Here is a 21,275-nt window from a genome sequence, read left to right as displayed (position 1 = left end):
CCGTCCACGACCCATTCTGCGGTCGTCAGCCACGCAAATCAGAAGAGGCACAACCAATGCCCGATTCCACTGCCCCGCGCACGCTCCGCATCGCCATGAACGGCGTCACCGGTCGCATGGGCTACCGCCAGCACCTGATGCGATCGATCCTGCCGATCCGCGACGGCGGTGGGCTGCTGCTCCCGGACGGCACCCGCGTCCTGGTGGAGCCGGTCCTGGTCGGCCGCAATGCCGCCAAGCTCGCCGAGCTCGCCGAACAGCACGGCATCGCCGAATGGAGCACCGACGCCGCCGCCGTCATCGCCGATCCGTCCATCGATATCTACTTCGACGCGCAGGTCACCTCCCGTCGCGCCGAGGCGCTCGCGGCGGCGATGAAGGCGGGTAAACACGTTTTCACCGAGAAGCCGACCGCGGAAACGCTGACCGAGGCCGTCGAACTCGCCCGGGTCGCGGCGGACGCCGGCGTCACCGCGGGAGTCGTGCACGACAAGCTCTACCTGCCCGGCCTGGTGAAATTGCGCAGGCTCGTCGACGAAGGCTTCTTCGGCCGGATCCTGTCGCTACGCGGCGAATTCGGGTACTGGGTCTTCGAAGGCGACGGCCAACCCGCCCAGCGACCCAGCTGGAACTACCGGGCCGAAGACGGCGGCGGCATCGTCGTGGACATGTTCTGCCACTGGAACTACGTGCTCGAGGGCCTGCTCGGCAAGGTCGAGGCGGTCACCGCGAAGGCGACAACCCATATCCCCACCCGATGGGACGAACAGGGGAAGCCGTATCCCGCCACCGCCGACGATGCCGCCTACGGAATCTTCGAGATGGAGAACGGCGTCGTCGCGCAGATCAACTCGTCATGGGCGGTGCGCGTGTACCGCGATGAGCTCGTCGAGTTCCAGATCGACGGCACGCACGGCTCTGCCGTCGCCGGCCTGCGCAAATGTGTCGCCCAGCATCGCTCGCACACGCCCAAGCCGGTGTGGAATCCGGACCTCCCGGTCACCGAGCCGTTCCGTGATCAATGGCTGGAAGTCCCCGCGAACGCCGATCTGGACAACGGGTTCAAGTTGCAGTGGGAGGAGTTCCTCACCGACGTCGTGAACCGACGACCGCACCGCTACGGGTTGCTCTCCGCCGCCCGCGGTGTTCAGCTGGCCGAACTGGGGCTGCGCAGCTCGGCCGAAGGCCGCCGGATCGAGATTCCGGAGGTCACGCTGTGACCGTGACATCCACGGGTGTGTCGGTCCTACTGCCCACGGACGGCCGGCTCGAACCGTACGTTCTCGGTACACCGGGCACCTGGACGCGGCCGGCGCGACCGATCACCTCGCGCGTGGCTTTCGCTGCCGCGCATGTGATTCCGCGGGTGACCGGCGACAACACACCGGGTGCGCCCGCGGCCGTCGACTGGGACGCGACGCTGGCCTACCGGCACGAGCTGTGGTCCTACGGGCTCGGGGTCGCCGATGCCATGGATACCGCACAGCGCGGAATGGGTCTCGACTGGCCGGCGAGCGCGGAATTGATCCGGCGCTCCGGCACCGAGGCGGCCGCGGTCGGTGGCAGGCTCGCCTGCGGAGCCGGAACCGATCAGCTCGACCTCGCCGGACTCCCCTCCGGATCGGCCGGCCTCGCCAGGATCGTCGATGCCTATCGCGAGCAGATCGACGTGGTGACCGACGCCGGAGCTCAGGTCATCCTGATGGCCTCGCGGGCACTCGCACAGGTCGCCCGTTCGGCCGCGGACTATCTCTTCGTCTACGAGAAGTTGCTGGCCGGTGTGGATCGGCCGGTGATCCTGCACTGGCTCGGCACCATGTTCGATCCCGCGCTGCACGGATATTGGGGCAGCGCCGATATCGAGACCGCCACCGAGACCTTCCGCACGCTCATCGAGAACAACCGGTCGAAGATCGACGGAGTCAAGGTCTCGCTGCTCGACGCGGCACACGAGGTCGCACTGCGCCGCGCGCTGCCCGACGGGGTACGGCTGTACACGGGCGACGATTTCAACTATCCCGAGCTGATCATCGGCGATGCGCAGGGGCATTCGGATGCACTACTGGGTATCTTCGCCGCGATCTACCCCGCCGCGTCCACCGCGCTACAGGAACTCGACAACGGCAATGTGACGCGTGCGTCGGAGATCCTCGGCGCCACCCAGGCACTCGGCCGGCACATCTTCGCCGCGCCGACCTACTACTACAAGACGGGTATCGCGTTCTTGTCGTGGCTCAACGGCAAGCAACCGGGTTTCTCGATGGTGGCGGGACTGTCCACGGGCCGATCGGTACCTCATCTGGCCGAATTGTTCCGGCTCGCGGACAAGGCCGGCTTGCTGTCGGACCCGGAACTGGCCGCGCACCGGATGCGGGTCTACCTCGAACTGAACGGATCGTTCTCATGACATCGGTTGCGGCCCGGCACACGCCATTCGATCCGGCCGACCCCTATCGGTCGCTGTCACTGAATACGGCGACGACGAAACGGTGGACCCTCACCGAGGCGGTGGACGGCGCTGCCCGGGCGGGACTCGGCGCGGTCGGGCTGTGGCGCGATCGGGTCGACGAAATCGGTGCCGCCGCGGCGGCGAAGATCGTCGCCGATGCGGGATTGCGTGTCTCCAGTCTGTGCCGTGGCGGCTTCCTGACCGAGCCGGGTGACGGGCAGGCGGCACTCGACGACAACCGCCGTGCCATCGACGACGCGGCGACACTGGCCACGCGGGAACTGGTGATGGTGGTCGGTGGCATACCGGACCGGGACCTCGTCGCCGCGCGGGCGCGGGTGGACGAGCGGCTCGCCCGGCTGGTCCCGTATGCGGCCGAGCGCGGTGTCCGCCTCGCTCTGGAACCGCTGCACCCGATGTTCTGTGCCGACCGTGCGGTGATCTCCACCCTGGCGCAGGCATTATCGATGGCCCAACCGTTTCCGGCGGAGACCGTGGGCGTCGTGGTCGACACCTTCCATATCTGGTGGGATCCGACGGTGGAAGAGCAGATCGCACAGGCCGGTGCCGCCGGACGGATCAGCTCGTATCAGGTGTGTGACTGGCTGAACCCGATGACCGCCGACCCGCTCCTGTCGCGCGGCATGATGGGCGACGGCGTCATCGATTTCGCGACCATCGGGCAGTGGGTTCGCGCCGCCGGTTACCGCGGCGACGTCGAGGTCGAAATCTTCAATGCCGCACTATGGGCGGCCGACGGCCACGAAGTGATCGAGACGATGAAGCAGCGCTACCGAGATCTGGTCCTCCCGTCCCTCGTGGACTGACCGAGACAGGGCTGCCGGCCCAGGACCACAGCCCTGGGCCGGACCGGCCGATCGGCTCGCCATGACGGGCGGAGTGCGCCCCGGTTCAGCCCGCCAGTTTCGTTCGCAGCGCCGCGAGGGTAGCGTCGTCGGCGCCGAGCCCGCTTTTGACGAAGTCGTCCATCGAGCCGAACGACTGCCGTACCTGATCGAACGCGGCGTCCAGGAAATCGCGCTGGACACCGAGCACGGGCTCCCACAGCGCCGGATCCTCGACCAGGCCCTGCTGCACCAGCGCATCCATCAGTGCGTTGTTCCCGGCGGCCAGATTGTCGTTCGAGTGCAGATAGTCCTGATAGATCTGTCCGTCGGGTACGCCGAGCACGGACATCAGTATCGCGGTCATCCACCCGGTGCGGTCCTTGCCGGCGGTGCAGTGATACAGCACCGCGCCCGGTTCCGTGGCGATATCGCGCAGCGCCGCCGCGAACCGGGTGCGGGAGACCGGGTCGGTGACGAGCCAGCGGTAGTAATTCCGCATATACTCGGCACCCTTACCGTCGCCGAGTGCTGCCCGCTGCGCCTCGGGGCCGCCGGCGATCAACTGGTTCATCATCACGTAGAGATCGTTCTGCGCGTCGTACACCGGATATTCGGTGCGCTGCACCCCCGCCGGAAGGCGATCCGGCCCTTGGGACACTTCGGTCGGACTACGGAAGTCGATCACCCGGGTGATACCCAGATCCACCAGTTTCTGCTGTTCACCGGAATCCAATTTCGCGAGGGCGTCGGCGCGGTAGACAACACCGAACCGCACCTTGTTCCCGCCCCGTATCGGGTAGCCGCCGATATCGCGGGCATTGGGCGCATGCGGCAAACCCAGCGCCCGGTCCGCCTTCCCAGGCGCCTCCAGCACGGGAACGGCCGGACCGGCCAGAGCCGGGGCGGTCGTGAGAGGTAGAACACCGACGAGGACAGCGGCGGAAGCGGCCAAAACACCTCGGGCGGTATGTGAAAACGTCACCGGGTATTCCTTTCGAGCGTGAGCCGAGCCGGTCCGAAGGGTTCCGGCAACGAACGGGCGCAGCACACCGTCCCGGTCCGCCGGAACGAACGCGACGCGCCCGGTCACGGCCGGGACGGTGGTGCGCCTCACACCGTAGGGACACTCGACGGACCAGGATCCCGGTCTTCCCGATCAATGGGCAGGTTCGACGCGAACCGATTCCCGGAAGCTCCGGCCTTTCCGCCACCGGCCGGTCCGGGGCCCGTTCGCGCGCTCGGTTACCCGACGTTCAGATCATCGCCCCGCTCGACGACGCGGAATACCGCGATGCGCTCCGCGCTGGCGGCCACATCGTCGGGTGCCGGACTCGGCGACAACCCGTTGTCGGCGTAGCGCTTCCCGACACTGGCCGGGCTCTGCTCGACCAACTGACGCAGCACCGGGCGGCGGCTCTCGACCGGTAGCTCCACCAGTCGCGCCTGCGTCGAGCCACGACCGCGGGTCAGGGTGACCTGTTCGGCCGCCCGCGCATTCGCGCGGAGTTGTCCGCGTCGATCGGGGTCGCCATACCGACGATGCCGAAGACGCCGCCGGGACCGGCATTCGGCGCGTACGGGATCTCCAGGTCGACGTAGTCCATGGATCCGCGCACGTACTCGACCCAGTCGAAGTTCACGCCGACCTGATCGGTCTTCTCGAAGAAGAAGCCGCGGTCGGTCTCCCGGATCCGGAAGCGCGCCCAGGTGTCGCCGCCGAACATCGAACCGTGATCGAGCCGGACAGCTTGGTCTCGTAGGGGCTGATCGGTCCGGGGTGTGTCTGATTGGGCTCGAGGTAGTGCTCGGTGCTGTCAGGCATTGGTTTTCTCCTGTTGCTGCGATGCGATGGCATCGAGACCTTCGGCGATGACGGTGAACGCGGTGAGCCATTGGCTGGCTCACCACCGACCTCTCGGCCTACTCGCCCACAACTCTCAACCTGAAGACCCGACTCCACACCCGCCCGGTCGGCGAGCGTCCCTTCATCGAGCTCGAACCCACCGACCACCCCCTCGCCGTCGAACAACGCACCGGCATAACCCGGGACCGGGTACACGAAATCGCCGAGGCGATGCTGCACACCACGCACCACAGCAAGCAGCAATGAGGGACGATGCGCGAGCGCCGCTACCCCCTCGGCCGGCGGAACGCCTGAGTCGCCGGGCCCGGTATTTTCTCGAAGCACACGCGGTGCGTGTTCCCCACCGGGATCTCCGCCGCTGTCGGGACATATGGCTCGAGCACGGGATACCCGCGGCGGAGATCGACCGGGCAGTGGCCTTCCAGGACGCCTGGGGCGGCACCGCCCTCCCCCCGGCCCCCGTCTACGAGGGCGGCCCCCGCGTGCTGGACGCCGATGCTCCCGAGGCCGCCGCGGAGGGGTGGTGCTTTCGGGTCGGCGACTGCCGCGTGTCCATGGCCTACGGATTCGTGATCGGGGCCGGAGGCGAATTCGGAATCGACGCCGAGCGTTGGACACCTCTGCATGCCGGCCCGCAGGGATGGGTGGAAGCCCTGGCACTGGCCCACCACGCCGGTCGCTGGGCCCGAACCGTCACGAAGATCAAGGGCGACGCGGTCGAACAGCTGGATCTCGACGGCTTCGAACCGGTACCCGAAGTGCAGGGACTCACCGACACCTGGTGGCGCGGCGAGGATTCCCTCATCGCCGTCTACGGCGGTGAAGCCGTCGGCTTCGCCGCCCCGCACTGCCGGGAGGCACATATCTACGGCGGACTCGACGCGTGGGGCCTCGACGGCCACCGACTCGGGGCGATATCCGGCTACTCGGCGCCGCGACCGGTGAAGTCGAAGGATCCGCCGTCGATGCCCCAGGAGATGACCCGCTCGGGGTGAATTCGGATGATCGCACGTTCCTGGGTCGGGAACGGTGGCTCTTCGTCATCGAGCGCTTCGGCCGTGCCGCGCACCTCGATGCCGCGAATCACATAAGGCTCCAGCGAAACCTGCTGGTCGATGACGAACGACACCCGGCTACCCGCCTCGATATTCCGGAACTTTCGACTGGCACGCATCCGCATGCCCCCGATGTCGATCGTGCCGTCGGCGTTCACCCGGTAGCCGGTCGGGTTGTTCTGCACCACGCCGTCGGGCGACACCGTGGCCAGCCGTCCGATCCCGGCCTCCGCGAGGAACTGCTGTTCATTACTGGTGAAGGACAGGTCGATTACTCCTCGGTGAACCCGGTATGGGGTGTGCCCCGGCAATCAGCCGGAAGTTGCCGGATGCGGGAAAACGAAGCTGTTGCCCGCCGCGTCCGGCGCATCTCGCGTCGATGGTTCTAGCATCGCTAGGAACTAGAGCAAAAGTACCATTCGTTCACCACCCTGTCCAGCGGCGCTAGGTTTCAGATTGTCCCCGCGAGGCGCTGCTCTAAATAGCAAGCCGCACAAGCGGTTCCGACCCAGCGGACGCCGACCCCCGCCGGCTCCGCCAGCGCTGCCGCCACTCATCAACCGGGGCTGCGGGCAGCTCGACAGCCGCGCGGCGCCGTCGACTGTCACCAGCAGGTCGGTGGCCGTGTACTGGCTGTGTTCCCCTGCCCTCGGGTGAGGGCTCGTGATGCCGGTGGAGGTTCGGGGTCCTTCGCCATCCAACTCGCCGAACGGCTCGGCGCGCACGTGACCGGGGTCGACAACGGCGAGAAGCTCGACTTCATGCGGTCCGTCGGTTACACGTCCGGTTGCTGATCCGCTTCGAGTGCGGTTCGACCCCGATGATCAGCACTGCCCGGTCGGATTTCGGTGTTCGAGCCTTCGAAATGTGTGGCGTACGGACCATTTGATTCGGCACCGCCTAAGGTCTCACTCGGTCCGCCCATCAGGGGTAGCTGAGTGGAGGGGTTCGAAATGAAGTTCGAGAAGACGACTGCCGCCGTTTTCATGACCATCTCGGCCGTGGGTATCACCGCGGCAACCGCCCACGCAGAGCCTGCTGTAACGAAGCAGCCGACGCCGTGACCGTGGGGGACACCACTTCCGGTGTCGATCACGGGATCAACTACCGGATCACCGTTTCGCCGGTCGACGGGGTCGTTGTCGCCACCGTCGAGAATGGCAGGTTCGGGCCGGCACAGAACGGTGCGGTGGTGCTCGAAACCGGCGACGGCGCGGCGTCGGCCGAAGTGCCACAGTGGTACGCCGCGGACGGCCGTTCGATATCGATTGCGCAGCACATCGGTGCGGATGGCCACACCCTGACACTGACACCGGCCACGACGGCAGACGATAACGCGCGGGTGCAGGACATCAGCTCCTACAGCCGACTCGCGGAGCAGATCGACAAGAACCTGCCCGGCGTCGTCGGCGGTGCCATTGTGGGCGGCATCCTCGGGGCATGCCTGTTCCTGATCTGGGGGATCAGCATTCCCGTGGGTGTGCTGATCGGTGGGACAGTCGGCGGATACGTCATGGGCGGCCCGGAGTTCCTCGACGCGGTACAGGCGTTCGCCACCGGCCGGCCGTGATCACGGGCAGGTGGGACAACGGCCGACCGGTCGCGCACGATCCGGCGGCGGCTGTCCCTGGTGGCGCGTACCCGGAACCGGAGCCGACGGCGTGCCCCCGGTCCCTGCGTAGGGCTCGTCGGGCTAAATCGTCAGCGGCGGGGATTCGGGAAACTCCACCGGCAGTGCGGTCAGCGCACGCTGGAAAGGCCCGGGGCGCCAGGTGAGCTCCTCGGCCGGTACGGCGAGACGCAGTTCGGGTAGTGCGTCGAGCAGCTGGTCGATGGCCTCCTGCGCCACCAGGTAGGCCACCTCTTTCGCCGGGCACATATGCGCTCCGATGCTCCATGCGAGGTGGGCACGGTTGTCGGTATACGCCCCGGTATCGATGGCCGGATCGTTGTTGCACGCGGCGAGGCTGATCATCACCGGTTGATGAGCGGGCAACCAGACGCCGTCGATCAGCACCGGCTGGCGGGGGAAGGAGATCGCGTAGTTCGCCACCGGCGGGTCGGTGAACAGCACCTCGTCCACGGCGTCCCGGGTCGACAGGCTCCCGCCGAGGACGCCGCCCGCGAAACGCTCGTCGGTGAGTATCAGCCGGAGCGAATTGACGATCAGGTTCTGCAGCGGTTCGATCCCTGCGCCGAAGAAGCTGTAAACGTTGTGCAGCATCTCCTCGTCGTCGAGGTTCGCCGGGTCGTTCACCATCCGGGTGACGATGTCCTGACCGGGCTCGGCCTTTTTGAGGTTGACCAGATCGGCCATGGCCTGCTCCAACATGGCGTTGCCCTCGGCGGCGGCCGCTGTCGATCCTTCGATCATTGTGGCCATTCCTGCCGCCGCGCGTCGACTGATGTCGGCCGGACAGCCCAGTATGTCGTTGAGGAGCGCGAAGGTCAGCGGGAACGCGTACTGCCCGATGAGTTCCGCCGAACCGGTGGTGCAAAAAGCGTTGATGAGCGGCACCGCGATCTTTTCCACTCGGCTGTGCAGCGAGTAGAGATCGACCCCGTTCACCCCGGCAACGGTTGCCTGCCGGTAACGGGCGTGCACGGGGCCGGAGTTCCGCACAGCCGACGGACGCCATTCCAGTAGGGGAAGAACGGGGCAATCGCGCGGGATATCCCGCTGCCAGATACGCGAATCCGCCGGGAAGTGCTCAGGGTCGTTGAGGATGCGCACCGCGGTGTGGTAGCCGACGACGAGTGTCGCCGGGACGCCGGGAGCCAGCTCGACCGGCACCAACGCGCCGTACCGGCGGCGCATTTCGCGATAGGCGCGGTGCGGTGCCTGGGCGATCTCCTCGGCGTAGAACGGAACCCGGGGCCCGTCGGCGCTCTGTGGTGATCCGTGGATGAGCGGAAGTGCGGTGGACTGAGCCTCGGGCGGCGGATACAACTGTGTCACTCCATATGTGCAGACGGATGCGGCGCCTGGAGGCAGCTCTGCCGACGCCACCGGAACGCCCGAGGCGAGACTACTCGAGGGCGGCGCCCGATCCGAACCGACCGCCGGGCATCGACCACTTCGTATCCGATCTGCAATGCGCGGTTTCGCGCTCGCCCACAGGTATTGCCGCAGGCTTGCCGTGCGTATTCGAACCGATCGTCGAACAGGCCCTCTTCGTCCCGCTCGCTCTCATCGGAGCGCCACTGCCCGGCCGCCCGCCGGCACCGAGGGTTCGCCAGATGTCAGGGAGGCACCGACGCTCGAATCACTCGGCCGCTGCGGGTTCATCGGCAATGTCCGGTCGCATGGCTTTGAGGAAAACCTCGACGAGGGCGTCGGCGTATTCGGTGGTCAGCGGGCCGGACCGGAGCAGCCATCGCTGGTAGAGGGGTGCGTAGAGCAATTCGAGGGCCAAATCGAGGTCGGCGCCGACGTCGAGTTGCCCGGCCCGTTGCGCGCTGCGTAGCCGGTCCTTCTTGGCCTCGTCCACGGGACCGGCCAGCTTGGCGTGGTACTGGGCGGCGAGGGCGGGATCGTTGATGATCTCGGTGTTGAGCGCGCGGATCGGTCCCTCGAACGCGGGATCGGCGAATTCGGCCACCGTCGCCCGCATCACGGTCTGGAGGTCGGCTTCCAGGTCGCCGGTGTCGGGCAGTGCCATGCTCTGGTCCGGCCCCTCTTCGCTCAGCGCCAGGAAGGCGTCGAGGACCACCGCGCCTTTGGAGGGCCACCAGCGGTAGATGGTCTGTTTGCCCACGCCGGCCCGGGCCGCGATGGCCTCGACGGAAAGCTTCGCATATCCCAACTCGGAGACCAGCTCACGGGCCGCGGCGAGGATGGCCTGCCGGGAGCGCTCACTTCGGCGTGCGGGGTCGGGTTGTTTGACCATTGTCAGAGCGTAACACCTAGACGAGACGATACGAGTCGTCTTGATAAGGCGAATGGTACGACCCACCGGAGGCGCGCGGCCCGTATGCCGTCAGGGTACGGCGGCCACAGGGCGTAGGCAGCTGTCCGGGGGGTCGACGAGAAAACAGGGTGCCGCGCCGCGCGTGGGTCGATAGTCCCCGGGCACACCACCTTCCGCGATTGTCCGGGTGTACGTGCCGACAGCGTCGGTCGGGCGGCGAGTGAGGCTCGGGTCGGTGGTGGTGTCGACGGTGTAGAGGCCGAACCGGGGTCGGAAGCTCCCCCATTCGTAGTTGTCGGTGAGACTCCAATAGTTGTAGCCCATCACGTTCATACCGTCGGCCTTCGCGCGCTGGATCCAGTAGACGGCGTCCTGGAGATGGGCGCTGCGGGTGAAGCCGTCGGCGCGTGGATGTCCGTTGTCGGTGGCCATACCGTTCTCGACGATGTAGAGAGGTTTACCCGGGAAGCGGTCGGCATAGTGCCGGAGGGCGAAGTAGATCCCTTCCGGACGGATCGGAAGCTCCCAGATCGACGGTCCGGGCGGGACCGCGGATCCGACGGCGCCGCCCAGGTACTCGATGATCGTCCGCGCCGCGTCGTAGCCCCAGTAGTAGTCGATTCCGACATAGTCGAGGCGGGCGGCGATACGGTCGACGAGGGCGCCGTTGATCCGGTCCTCCGCACCGGCGACATAGCCGACATTGCCGGTCACCTGAGCATTCGGCCGGACGTGATGGATATGGTCGTAGATACTGTTGTGCGCCTGGGCGATCCGGTCCAGCATCTGCGGGGCGTCGGCGTTGCCGCGGCCGGCCTCATGGGCGATATAGGCGACGGGTTCGTTCACGGTGACCCACAGCGGGTCGCGGGCGGCATAACGGTCGACGACGGCACGCATATTCGCCAGCCAGTCCTCGACGATGGTCGGGCTGCGCCAGCCCCCCCGGTCGGCGATCCAACCCGGATACACCCAGTGGTCGAGGGTGATCATGGGTCGCATACCGGCCCGGGCGATGCTCGCGATCACCGCGTCGTAGAAGCGGAAAGCCTGCTCGTCCCAGACCCCCGGTGCCGGCTGCAGGCGTGCCCATTCGACCCCGATCCGGAACACTCGGACGCCCAGGTCCGCGGCGAGGCGGATATCGGATTCGAAGCGGTCGTAGAAATCCACCGAGTTTCCGAGGCGGTCATAGGTGGGGTTCGCCGCGATATACCGATTCCAGTTGCTGTCGGGTGCATGACCTTCGGCCTGGAACCCGGAGGATGCCACACCCCAGAGGAACCCGCCGTCCAATCGTGGTAGCCCGGCGGAAGGTTGCGGCGCGGCAGCGGCGTGCGCACAGAACAATACGGTCGAAACGAGAACCGTGAGCGAAGCTACCCAGTACCGACGGAGCCGTGGACGCATCGCATCAGGGTACTGCCGGCGCGCACCGGCTCGGCACAGAAACGCCGATCCCGCGGACGACGCCGGTCACGACACGGGTAGGTGGACGGTCTGGCCCGGCTGCCGCTGCGTAACCGCGCTTTCGACGCCGCGGTGCGGCGACTGCTCACCGTCGTCGATCGCATCATCGCGGAGTACCGGACCCAGCAGGAGGATCACCACGATCTCGTCTCGATGCTCATCGCGGCCCGATTCGACGACGGCACCGGGCTCAGCGACCAGGCGACCCGGGACGAAATCATGACGATGTTCGCGGCAGGTTACGAAACCGTCTCGAATACTTTGGCTTTCGCATTCCACGAACTCGGGAAGCGTCGGGATATCCTCGACCGTTTGGAGCGTGACGTGACCGAGGTCCTCGGTGACGGGCCGGTACGCGGGGACAATATCCGTGATCTCGTCTTCACCGAAAAGGTCGTCACCGAAACGCTGCGCCGCTACTGTCCGCCCTGGCTCGGCATGCGGGAGACAACGGCGGAAATCGAACTCGGCGGCGTTACCATCCCCGCGGGGGCAACGATCATCTACTTCAACTACGCGCTGCACAACGACCCGAACTATTTCGCGGACCCGGCGACCTTCGACCCGGATCGGTGGACCCCGGAATACCGAAAGAAGGTGACCCGCAGCGGGGCGTTCCGGCCTTTCGGCATCGGCAATCGCAATTGTATCGGCGAGCCTTTCGCCTGGCTGGAGGCGACGGCGATTCTGGCGACGGTGGTCGCACGGGTCCGGCTGGAGCCGGTGCCCGGAATGGCAGTGCGCGAGATCGCGGCGGCCACTGTACAGCTCGACCGGTTGCCGATGATCGCGCACCCGCACGTGCCCGCTGGACAGCCCCGTTCGATCGTCACCTGAGCGGGGCGGTTCGCCGCTGACCCGATTCTGCGTCTCGGCTCGAGTCACTGCTCGGACAGGAACCCGAGGAGCTCGGTGGCAGGAGCGGCTATCGGGCATCCTGCCCGCGGATCAACGTCTCGAGGGTCGCGGTGAGGTGCGCGATGTGGCGTGGGTCGCTCCAGGAACTCGCGATCCTCGCCCGCATCACACCGCGACCCCGCGCCACGGCCGGGCCACAGACGGCCGCGGATCGGGAAGCAGCGGTGAACTATCGGTCATTGCGACGCGGGCGGGATGCTCTGCTCGTACTGGAAGACGTTGCCGGGGTCGTACTTCGCTTTGATCCTGCGCAGCCGCTCGAAACCCTCCCTCCCCCAGTAAGCGGTTTCCCACTGCTGCATTCCGACATTGGGCACGTTGACGTAGGCGCCATCCGCATACGGCCGCAATGCCTGGCTGAACTCAGCGGTCCAGGCCTGGGCCTGCGAGGTCAGCGGGTCGTCGACGCCCGGCTGTGTTGAACGAGTCCCCCAGCCTGCGCCGATCTCGCCGTAGAAAAGCGCGTCGCGATGCGCGAACGCCGTGCCGCCGGGGGGCTCCCTCCGGATCGCCCCACCGAAGGCATCGACGAAGTAGTTGCTCTGCTCTGTAGGAGCGTTTCCCATGAAGTCGCCGATGATGTCGATCGCCTTCTCCGGGAACCGCTCTTTGACGAACTGCGAGAAGAACTTCCAGTTCGCGGGCTCTTGCTCGAGCGGGAGCTGGGCTCCCGCGAAGATGTCGCCCCAGTTACCGACCTGCACCGCGATATCGGGCGCGCCGGCCGACAGGATCGGGGCCAGCATCTCTGTGGCCTGCGCCGGTGCCCCCTCCACAAGCCATGCGGACAGCAGGATCTGAGACCTGTGGACCTCGAGCTCGGATCCCAGACGGCTGTCGGCGGACGGTACCGTGCGCTGCCACGCCTCGAAGACCCGGTGCAGGTCACCGAGTCCGTCCCAGGTCGCCTGCACAGAGACGAGAGACGCGAGCGGATACGCCTGGTAGGTGAGTTGCGTGACGATTCCGAAGTTACCGTTTCCCGCCCCGCGCAGCGCCCAGAGCAGGTCCGAGTGGTGCTCCGAGTCCACGGTGACCACCTCGGCACAGTCGTGACCAGACGGGACGACAACTTCGGCGGCCATCAGGCTGTCGCAGGCCATGCCGAGCCAGCGGTTGAGGGGTCCGAGGCCACCGCCGAGCGTCGCACCGCATACGCTGACGCTGCCCTCACTTCCGGTCGTGACCGCAAGGTTCTGCTTCGCGAGCGTCGTCACCGCTTCCCACTGGGTCAGCCCGGCGCCGACCGTCACGATCCGAGCGCCGGGGTCTATCCGGACCGACTTCAATCGGCTGACATCGATCACGATGCCGTTGTCGACGTTCGACCAGCCTTCGAGGGCGTGGCGGCCGCTGCGCACCCGCAACGCGACGTCGTGCTGCCGCGCCCAGGTGAGGGCGTTCACCACGTCCTGGGTTTCCTGTGCGAAGACGACGGCCAGCGGATAGTGGGAGAAGAGCTGGTCCCAGCCGAGTCGCGCGTCCGTGTACGCATCGTCGGCGGGGCCGACGATGCGGCCGGTCAGCGTCGCGGGCGGGCATTCCGAGCTATCAGCCGGGCCGCCCGTGACCACAACTCCCGGGGCGCTCGTGCTCGTAGCATCCGGCGTGTCCGCGGCCGCGAGGCCCGCAACACCGATCGCTCCGACTCCGGCGGCGGCCGATGTCCTGAGCAGGTCACGACGAGAAAGTTCGTGCACGGTCGAATCCTCTCGATCGGGCTACGCAGTGCCCGGCCGCCGAGGACCTCTCACCCGCCGGCCGCCGGGCAATCCTTTGTGTGTGGTCGACCCACGCGCCTTCCGGCGATCGGTCGACGCACAGCACATGTTCCCGCAATGACAACCACAGGTCGTTGCTATAAGGCCGGTGATCGGTCTCGGTACGGTAAACACATGCCGGATACCTCCGCCGTGTCTCGCGGCGGCCGTCCACGTGACGGCCGCGTAGACGCTGCACTGCTCGAAGCCGCCGCACAACTGATCGCCGAACGCGGTTACGGCGCACTCACCCTCCAGGCCGTTGCCGACACGGCAGGGTCGAGCAGGCCCGCACTCTACCGCCGGTACAGCTCCCGTGCCGACCTCGTCGTCTCGGTACTGATCGAACGGTACGGACTACAACCCGGCAGCGAGGACCTCGGCGGGATCGAGGCGGAGTTGCTCGCCATCCAGCAACATCAGCGTGAACTGTTCAACGACCCGTTGCTACGCCGGGCAGTGCCCGGACTGCTGGAAGAGCTGGGTCGCACCCCGGAGGTCGCACAACGGTTCCACGAGCAGTTCCTACGACCACGGCGGCTCTCCACGGCTACGATCCTGGAACGCGCGATCACCCGCGGCGAAATAGCTCCCGGAGTCGATCCTGAATGGGTGTGTGATCTGATCACCGGGCCGATGCTCATGCGGGCGCTGGTTCCCGGACTCGGACCGATCGACGAAGAGTTCGTGCGATGCACGGTGCAGGCCGCGCTCGACGCTGTCGGCCTCCACAAGCACTGACGCTTCCGCGGTTGACCTGGTATTGTCGATTCGCTAGATTTCATTACAAATCGAAACGTAATGAAAGGTCTTCTTCATGCGGGGATTGTCGGCCGCCCGCGCCCTCCTGCCGACGACACTCACCGAGCGGTGACGAACCGGCTCCGCGCGACTCCACCACTGTGTTCGATCGCCGCCGTGAAGCCGACGACCCGTCGAGAGGAAGGAAACGTTGGCCGCGTGCTGCACGGTCTTGACGAGGTAATCGGGCGGATCACCACCCTCATCGAGGGCAGCCGAACAGGCCGGGGCGGCTCCCTGTTGATCACCGGCGAGTCCGGCCAGGGCAAGACCACACTCTTGGACTACGCAGCGAACCTGGCAGACCAAACCTGGATTATTCTGCGTGGCAGCGGAATCGAGCGTGAAGAAGGCCTGTCCTACGCAGGGTTGCACCAGTTGCTGGCACCGATACCGGACGCCGCCAGGGAAATACCGGTACCGGTTGGTACCGCCTCGATGCCGACGGTCGGCGCCGAGGCGGCGCACCCGGACGACAACAGCCACCGGTTCGGCCTCGGAATACTCACGCTCTGGTCCGAGCTCGCCGCCGAACGCCCAGTGCTCTGCCTGATCGACGATGCCCAGTGGTGGGACCGGCCCTCGATCGATGCGCTGACGTTTGCCATGCGTCGGCTCACCACGCATCGGGTAGCCGTACTCATGACCGCGCGCAAACCACACTGCGCCTCTGGAATACCCGAGATCGTGTTGCGGCCGCTCAACCGGGACGACTCGAGAGCGCTGCTGACCGAGCGGCTCCCCGGCCTACCGTCCGACACACGCGAACGAGTCCTCGACACCGCGGCCGGCAACCCCTCGGCGCTCCTCGAACTACCCAGTGCGAACAGCGTTCTGCCGACGCTGGGTCCGTTGGCGCTGACCGATCGCCTCCAACGCGAGTACGAGCGCGATATCCTCACCCTTCCCGAGGACACTCGAATCGCCTTGCTGGTGGTCGCCGCCGATTGCAGTGGAAGCTTGATCGTCGCCATTCGTGTCCTCACCGAACTCGGCTCGACCGCCGCGGCACTGGACGCGGCGGAACGGATCGGCGTGATCGGAATTTCGGAATATTCGATCACTTTCCGGCATCCACTCGAACGAGCGGCCACCTACCGGATGGCCCCCTACAGTATGCGGCTGTTCGTCCACGCCACCATTGCGGCGAGTATCGACGATCCCGAGCTGAAGGCTTGGCACCTGGCTGCCGCCGCGACCTCACCCGATGAAGCCGCCGCGGCTGCGCTGGAAGCGGTAGCGGAGCGCGCACGGCGCGATACCGACTTTCGGTGTGCCGCCCTCGCCTCCGAACACGCGGGCCGTCTGTCGCCCGACCCGGAGAACCGTCACCGCCGGCTTTCGGCAGCCCTGGAAGCCAATATCGAGGCCGGACAAGGGCACCGCGCCCGCGGCTTGGTAGCGGAAATCGCCTCGCACGACGGCGATCCCGCGGACCTCGCGCGGCTGTCGGCGGCACGCGGTCGCATACTGTCGGCCCAGGGTGACCCGCGGGGCGCGTACGACGCATTCACCGACGCTGCCGCACACCTGTCCGCTGCGGATCCGGATGCCGCGGCACGGATGTACGTGCACGCGGCGGAAGCGGCGTGGCCCGACCCGGATCCCGCCCGGGTGCTCACCGCTCGGGCTGCCCTCGCCGCCCTGGAGGTCGGCGCCGGACGCGACGCATATCTCGCCGTGCTGGACGGCCAGATATCCTGCATCGACAGTGAGGGAGACCGGGCACACGCGGTTCGTACCGTCCGGAGCGGCCTCCAGTTCGGCCGGACTCGGTTCGCCGCGGATCACTCGATCCGGTTCATGCTCGCCGTGCAGGCGATCAGCGTGGGTGAGATCGACGAGGCCCGTACCGATCTGGTCGAGCTGAACAACACATGTCGTAAACACGGGATGGTGGGATGTCTCCCGATCATCGGCATCGCTGTGGGCACGGCCGAAACGCTGCTCGGCCGCTTCCGGGAAGCCGAATGCGTACTCGTGGAGAGTCTGCGTATCGCCCGCGAGATCGACCAACCCGACCGAGCTGCCCGCACCAGCGCCGGCCTGGCAGTCCTCGCCGCGGTACGGGGAGAACAGGAGCGCTGTCGAATGCTGGCAGAGGAGAACCTGCCCGGCGCGACCTCTCCCCTCGATACGAGCAGCTCCGTAACCGCCCGGTGGGCATTGGGCCTTCTCGAGCTGGGTTCCGGACGTTACGAGGGGGCAATGGCCCACTTCGACGCGGCGGCCGGCCATCGAGACCGGGCCATCGGCTGCTGGATTCCACTGCTCAGCGACCATGTCGAAGCGGCGGCCCGGTGCGATCCGATACTGGCCGAGGAACCGATGACGCTTCTGGAGCGCTGGTCCGCCGCCAATTCCGCGCCCTGGATCGAAGCGCAACTGCTCCGCTGCCGCGGGCTACTCGAGCAGGATGAGGCCGCCTTCACGCGTGCGCTTGCGCTGCATGCCGGCGCGCACCGCTGGTTCGATCACGCCCGTACGGGCCTTCTCTACGGCGAATGGCTACGCCGGGAACGCTCCACATTGAAGGCGCGCGCTGTATTGCAGGCAGCGGAGAAGACGTTCGAGCGCCTCGGTGCCTCGTCGTGGGCGGGAAGGGCACGCACGGAACTACGCGCTGCCGGTCAAGGAACACACCCGGCTCCGGTCGCCGCCGTGTCCGCCCGGTTGACTCCACAGGAGTTGCAAGTGGTGCGCCTGGCCGCGGACGGGTCGACCAATCGGGAGATCGGCGCTCGATTGCGCCTCAGCCCCAAAACGGTCTCCTATCACCTGTACCGGGCTTTCCCCAAACTCGGTGTCAGCAATCGACGAGCACTGTCCCGGTTGATACTCGACCTCGACGATCCGTCGGACGTCTGAGGGCAGACCGGTCGACAGTCCGATGCGACCGATCACGCGACCGGGCGAATGACCGATACCGCGGCCGGAGAAGCCACCGTACCGTTATCGACGGACGCCACACCGCGGCCGGGCGAAACGATTACGCCGGCCCGTCGCGGTTGGGCCCCACCCGATCCGGGCAGTCTCGCCCTTCCTCGGCGTCCAGCAGTCGGCTGTTCGCCGCACGGACGACGCGGGAACGCCCGGCCGTTCCAACAGAAAGGCACGCCATGCCCGTCCACACCGTTCCGCGGGGCGTCACCGCCGGAGCCGGCCTCGTCGAACTCGCCCGAGAGTGCACCGGATCAACGTCCATCCCGGATACCCTGCGGGCGCATTTGACCCCCTCGGATGATCGGAAACGAGGGAACTTCAGCTCCTTCATCGAGAACAAGGGCAATTTCAGCTCCTTCATCGTGCCGACCGTCTGACCGGCGCGCGCAACCTGTCCCGGCGTCTCCCCCGGAGCGCCGGGACACCGCAAGCCGGAGACGACGAGGAAATCGCTATGACATCGACAACGGAATCCACGCAGCACTCGGCGGCGGAGGAATGGCCCGCCGGGGAGCGGAATGCCCGAGAGATCCGCGAAGTACAGCGGCAGGCCCTACCGTTCACGCAGTTCATCGTGAAAATTCACAGTCGCTGCAACCTGGCCTGCGACTACTGCTACATGTACGAGATGTCGGACCAGAGCTGGAAGAGCCGGCCCAAGATCATGGCGGATCCGATCTTCGACCACGCCTGCCGGATGATCCGCGACCACGCCGCTCGCTTCGCGGTGCCCGTGGTAAGTCTCGTATTCCACGGGGGCGAACCGCTACTGGTCGGGCATGCCACGCTGGATCGCTTCGCGCGCCGCGCCCGCGACATCCTGGAACCGACCACCCGGGTCCGGCTCGGCATGCAGACCAACGGTGTCCTGATCGATACGGAATTCCTCGATATCTGCGCTCGCCACGACGTGGAGATCGGCGTGAGTCTCGACGGTGACGAGCGCGGGCACGACCGGCACCGGAAATACCGCCGGGGCGCCGGCAGCTACGCCGATGTCAGCGCGGGACTACGGCTGCTGACCGGCCCGGACTACCGGAGGCTGTACTCGGGACTGCTCTGCACGATCGATATCGACAACGATCCACTCGACACCTACGAGGCACTGCTCGGTTTCGGCCCCCCGGCCCTCGACCTGCTTCTGCCGCACGGCAACTGGTCCGCCCCGCCGCCGGCCCGGACCGCCGACCGGACCCTGACGCCGTACGCCGACTGGCTCATCGCGATCTTCGATCGCTGGTACGGCGCCCCCGTCGCCGAGACCCGTATCCGGCTCTTCGACGAGATCATCGAGCTGCTGATCGGCGGCACCGGCTCCTCGGAGTCGGTGGGTCTCGCACCGGTTCAGCTCGCCGTGGTCGAGACGGACGGGAGCCTGGAACAGGTCGATGCACTGAAGTCCGCGTTCGCGGGGGCCGCCAGGCTCGCGGGCGGAACCGGCGGCAACGGGCTCGACCGAGCGATGGGCGAACCCGCGGTGATCGCCCGGCAGATCGGTATCGAGGCGCTGGACTCGGGCTGCCGCGCCTGTCCGGTCCACCGAGTCTGCGGCGCAGGACATTACGCGCATCGTTACCGAGCCGGAAGTGGATTCCGGAATCCCTCGGTGTACTGCGCCGATCTCGAGAAATTGATCAGGCACATCGAGTCCCGGCTCCGAGCCGACCTGCAGGCCGCGGCGGGCCGATGAGCGGTTCCGGCATCTTCGGAAACCGGAATTTCGTCCTGCTGTGGTCGGGTAACGCGATATCGCTGATCGGGTTCCATGGTGTGCGGATCGCCTACCCGTTGCTGGCACTGGCGATCACCGGCTCGGCGGCCCTCGCCGGTTGGGTCGGATTCGCGGTCTCACTACCGGCCCTGATTTTCCAGATTCCGGCGGGGATCGCCGCCGACCGCTGTAACAGGCGGCTGGTCATGATCATCTGCCAGACGACGGGTCTCGCCGCGGCCTGTTCGGCCTGCCTGATCCTGGCATTCGATCCACCCGAGCCGGGACTCCTGTTGATCATCGCCGCCTTCGCCGAAGGAACGGCCTTCGTTTTCTTCGGCATGAGTGAACTGGCGATGGTCCGGGATGTGGTGGACACCCCGCAGCGTCCGTCCGCGTTCGCGCTGTTCGAGGCCGAACAGCCCATTGCACTGGTGATCGGTCGAGCGGTCGGCGCGGCAATATACGGCATCGCTCGGTGGATGCCTTTCGTCGCCGACGCCGTCACCTATCTGATCTGTCTGTGCACCCTTTCATCGATCCGGATCGGCCCGGCACGCCGGAGCGACAGTTCGACGGAGGCGGCGCCCGCAACCCTGCGGACGGGGGTTCACCTGGTCCTCAGCGAGCCCTTCCTGCGCAGTTCGACGGTCATCAGCGGATTGTCGAATATGGTCATCCAGGTCGTCATCCTGCTGATCATCGTGGATATCGAGCGATCCACGCGGCCGGTCTGGGTGATCGGAGTCGTTCTGGGCGCCGCCGGAGTAGGCGGAATCATCGGCTCCGCTGTAGCGGCCTCGCTGGCTACCAGGTTCGGCGCACAGCAGCTGTATCGCTCGGCCCTGTGGTGCTGGACCGCGTTGCTGGTTCCCATCGCCTGGTGTTCCCACCCGCTGGTCGTGGGCGCGGCCTGGTTCGGCGTCGGGGCGGTCGGCACGGTGGTGAACGTCGCCTTGACCCTTTTCCGAGTGGAACGAATTCCCGAAGAGGTGCTGGGCCGCGCCGTCGGCACAGTATCGATGGTGACCGACGGAGCGGTCGCACTCGGCGCGCTCACCGCCGGCTACCTGCTCACCGTGCTCGGTCCGGCCGCCACCGGATGGGTGCTGGTCGGAGCTATGTTCGGGCTCGCACTGGCCGGTTGGTCGACAGGGCGATCGCCCGGCACACCCACGGTTCCCGTCGGCGGGGCGATCAGCCGGCACCATTCCGAATAGAGGCGCCACCGCCGGCCACGAACCCTTCCGCCTCGGAGTGACCGCCAACACAGGTACCTGTGACATCGTCCGCGCGGCGCCCCACGGACGATGTCGCGCCGGATCGGGCACTCGCCGTACTGGAGACGGTGGCGCGGCCGAGTGACCCCGGAGGGGGAGCTGCCGCACCTCGTCGGCGCCGGGCACTCCGCTCGGCGGCGCGCGGCGGCTCCGCGGGGGTCGCCACACCGATTGTCAACGGCAGGCCAATCCTGACCACTTTTCGGCATCCGAATTCTGACCCCTCTGGCCGGGGTGGGTGGTTTCAGTCTTTAGTTGTGTCGGC

General features: G+C 66.9%; 20 protein-coding genes and 1 pseudogene. 13 read left to right on the top strand and 8 right to left on the bottom strand.

Translation table 11 applies throughout. From position 1 onward, the window contains the following. Positions 1-56 precede the first annotated feature (56 nt). From ACLML9_RS11915 to ACLML9_RS11905, 3 genes are read left to right on the top strand one after another with little or no spacing between them, the layout of a single operon-like run. Complete coding sequence (locus tag ACLML9_RS11915) at positions 57-1,220, top strand: Gfo/Idh/MocA family protein (RefSeq protein WP_356988633.1); 1,164 nt, start codon at positions 57-59, stop codon at positions 1,218-1,220. A gap of 2 nt (positions 1,221-1,222) precedes the next feature. Further along, positions 1,223-2,407, top strand: a complete 1,185-nt coding sequence (locus ACLML9_RS11910) for a dihydrodipicolinate synthase family protein (RefSeq protein WP_411945566.1) — start codon at positions 1,223-1,225, stop codon at positions 2,405-2,407. After that, positions 2,404-3,276 carry a sugar phosphate isomerase/epimerase family protein gene (locus ACLML9_RS11905; protein ID WP_411945565.1) on the top strand — a complete coding sequence of 291 codons (873 nt, stop codon included), beginning with the start codon at positions 2,404-2,406 and terminating at the stop codon, positions 3,274-3,276. Before ACLML9_RS11910 ends, ACLML9_RS11905 begins: the two co-directional genes overlap by 4 nt. An 85-nt stretch (positions 3,277-3,361) precedes the next feature. Here the strand turns inward: ACLML9_RS11905 and ACLML9_RS11900 are convergent, their stop codons facing one another. The 3 genes and pseudogenes from ACLML9_RS11900 to ACLML9_RS11890 form a co-directional block, all read right to left on the bottom strand. After that, positions 3,362-4,279: a tyrosine-protein phosphatase gene (locus tag ACLML9_RS11900; RefSeq protein ID WP_411945564.1), complete on the bottom strand. Its 918-nt coding sequence runs from the start codon at positions 4,277-4,279 to the stop codon at positions 3,362-3,364. Positions 4,280-4,539: 260 nt separating this feature from the next. Continuing rightward, complete coding sequence (locus ACLML9_RS11895; protein ID WP_411945563.1) at positions 4,540-4,731, bottom strand: hypothetical protein; 192 nt, start codon at positions 4,729-4,731, stop codon at positions 4,540-4,542. A gap of 41 nt (positions 4,732-4,772) precedes the next feature. Continuing rightward, positions 4,773-5,027, bottom strand: a pseudogene (locus tag ACLML9_RS11890) (3-phenylpropionate dioxygenase); the annotation flags it as partial. Between the two features lie 161 nt (positions 5,028-5,188). On the opposite strand from ACLML9_RS11890, the gene ACLML9_RS11885 reads away from it, so the two are divergent. Then, entirely contained in the window at positions 5,189-5,407 is a 219-nt protein-coding gene (locus ACLML9_RS11885) for a DUF2199 domain-containing protein (RefSeq protein ID WP_411945576.1), read from the top strand. 83 nt (positions 5,408-5,490) lie between these two features. Beyond that, on the top strand, positions 5,491-6,156 hold the full coding sequence (locus ACLML9_RS11880) for a hypothetical protein (protein WP_411945562.1): 666 nt from the start codon (positions 5,491-5,493) through the stop codon (positions 6,154-6,156). Here the strand turns inward: ACLML9_RS11880 and ACLML9_RS11875 are convergent. After that, a complete protein-coding gene (locus ACLML9_RS11875) occupies positions 6,084-6,527 on the bottom strand; it encodes a PPOX class F420-dependent oxidoreductase (protein ID WP_411945561.1) in 444 nt (147 codons plus the stop codon). The two genes, ACLML9_RS11880 and ACLML9_RS11875, sit on opposite strands and share 73 nt — an antisense overlap. A 342-nt stretch (positions 6,528-6,869) precedes the next feature. Between ACLML9_RS11875 and ACLML9_RS11870 the strand changes: the two genes are divergently transcribed. Continuing rightward, on the top strand, positions 6,870-7,010 hold the full coding sequence (locus ACLML9_RS11870) for a hypothetical protein (protein ID WP_411945560.1): 141 nt from the start codon (positions 6,870-6,872) through the stop codon (positions 7,008-7,010). A gap of 266 nt (positions 7,011-7,276) precedes the next feature. After that, the gene (locus ACLML9_RS11865) at positions 7,277-7,786 is read left to right on the top strand and encodes a hypothetical protein (protein ID WP_411945559.1); all 510 of its coding nucleotides are present in this window, start codon (positions 7,277-7,279) and stop codon (positions 7,784-7,786) included. Between the two features lie 123 nt (positions 7,787-7,909). Here the strand turns inward: ACLML9_RS11865 and ACLML9_RS11860 are convergent, their stop codons facing one another. The 3 genes from ACLML9_RS11860 to ACLML9_RS11850 form a co-directional block, all read right to left on the bottom strand. Then, positions 7,910-9,175 carry a cytochrome P450 gene (locus ACLML9_RS11860; RefSeq protein WP_411945558.1) on the bottom strand — a complete coding sequence of 422 codons (1,266 nt, stop codon included), beginning with the start codon at positions 9,173-9,175 and terminating at the stop codon, positions 7,910-7,912. A 307-nt stretch (positions 9,176-9,482) separates the two neighbouring features. Then, positions 9,483-10,106 (bottom strand): TetR/AcrR family transcriptional regulator, encoded by a 624-nt coding sequence (locus ACLML9_RS11855; protein ID WP_411945557.1) that lies wholly within the window; start codon positions 10,104-10,106, stop codon positions 9,483-9,485. A gap of 90 nt (positions 10,107-10,196) precedes the next feature. After that, positions 10,197-11,537 carry a family 1 glycosylhydrolase gene (locus ACLML9_RS11850; RefSeq protein ID WP_411945556.1) on the bottom strand — a complete coding sequence of 447 codons (1,341 nt, stop codon included), beginning with the start codon at positions 11,535-11,537 and terminating at the stop codon, positions 10,197-10,199. 81 nt (positions 11,538-11,618) lie between these two features. Here ACLML9_RS11850 and ACLML9_RS11845 point away from each other — a divergent pair, with 81 nt between their 5' ends. After that, positions 11,619-12,434 carry a cytochrome P450 gene (locus tag ACLML9_RS11845; RefSeq protein WP_411945555.1) on the top strand — a complete coding sequence of 272 codons (816 nt, stop codon included), beginning with the start codon at positions 11,619-11,621 and terminating at the stop codon, positions 12,432-12,434. Between the two features lie 257 nt (positions 12,435-12,691). Here the strand turns inward: ACLML9_RS11845 and ACLML9_RS11840 are convergent, their stop codons facing one another. Beyond that, positions 12,692-14,215: an FAD-binding protein gene (locus ACLML9_RS11840; RefSeq protein ID WP_411945554.1), complete on the bottom strand. Its 1,524-nt coding sequence runs from the start codon at positions 14,213-14,215 to the stop codon at positions 12,692-12,694. A gap of 195 nt (positions 14,216-14,410) precedes the next feature. On the opposite strand from ACLML9_RS11840, the gene ACLML9_RS11835 reads away from it, so the two are divergent. The 5 genes from ACLML9_RS11835 to ACLML9_RS11815 all read left to right on the top strand — a co-directional run bounded on the left by ACLML9_RS11835 (position 14,411) and on the right by ACLML9_RS11815 (position 20,950). Then, complete coding sequence (locus ACLML9_RS11835) at positions 14,411-15,016, top strand: TetR/AcrR family transcriptional regulator (RefSeq protein WP_411945553.1); 606 nt, start codon at positions 14,411-14,413, stop codon at positions 15,014-15,016. Between the two features lie 219 nt (positions 15,017-15,235). Continuing rightward, on the top strand, positions 15,236-17,944 hold the full coding sequence (locus ACLML9_RS11830; protein WP_411945552.1) for an AAA family ATPase: 2,709 nt from the start codon (positions 15,236-15,238) through the stop codon (positions 17,942-17,944). Positions 17,945-18,195: 251 nt separating this feature from the next. Next, complete coding sequence (locus ACLML9_RS11825; RefSeq protein ID WP_411945551.1) at positions 18,196-18,396, top strand: hypothetical protein; 201 nt, start codon at positions 18,196-18,198, stop codon at positions 18,394-18,396. Positions 18,397-18,473: 77 nt separating this feature from the next. Further along, positions 18,474-19,709, top strand: a complete 1,236-nt coding sequence (locus ACLML9_RS11820) for an FxsB family cyclophane-forming radical SAM/SPASM peptide maturase (protein ID WP_411945550.1) — start codon at positions 18,474-18,476, stop codon at positions 19,707-19,709. Further along, the gene (locus ACLML9_RS11815) at positions 19,706-20,950 is read left to right on the top strand and encodes an MFS transporter (RefSeq protein WP_411945549.1); all 1,245 of its coding nucleotides are present in this window, start codon (positions 19,706-19,708) and stop codon (positions 20,948-20,950) included. The genes ACLML9_RS11820 and ACLML9_RS11815 overlap by 4 nt, the downstream gene beginning before the upstream one ends. Positions 20,951-21,275: the final 325 nt, after the last annotated feature.

The organism is Nocardia sp. NPDC002869 (assembly GCF_046764065.1).
Lineage (GTDB): Bacteria > Actinomycetota > Actinomycetes > Mycobacteriales > Mycobacteriaceae > Nocardia > Nocardia rhamnosiphila.
Note: the sequence above shows the minus strand (reverse complement) of the source record. Positions and strands in the feature narration are given on the sequence as shown.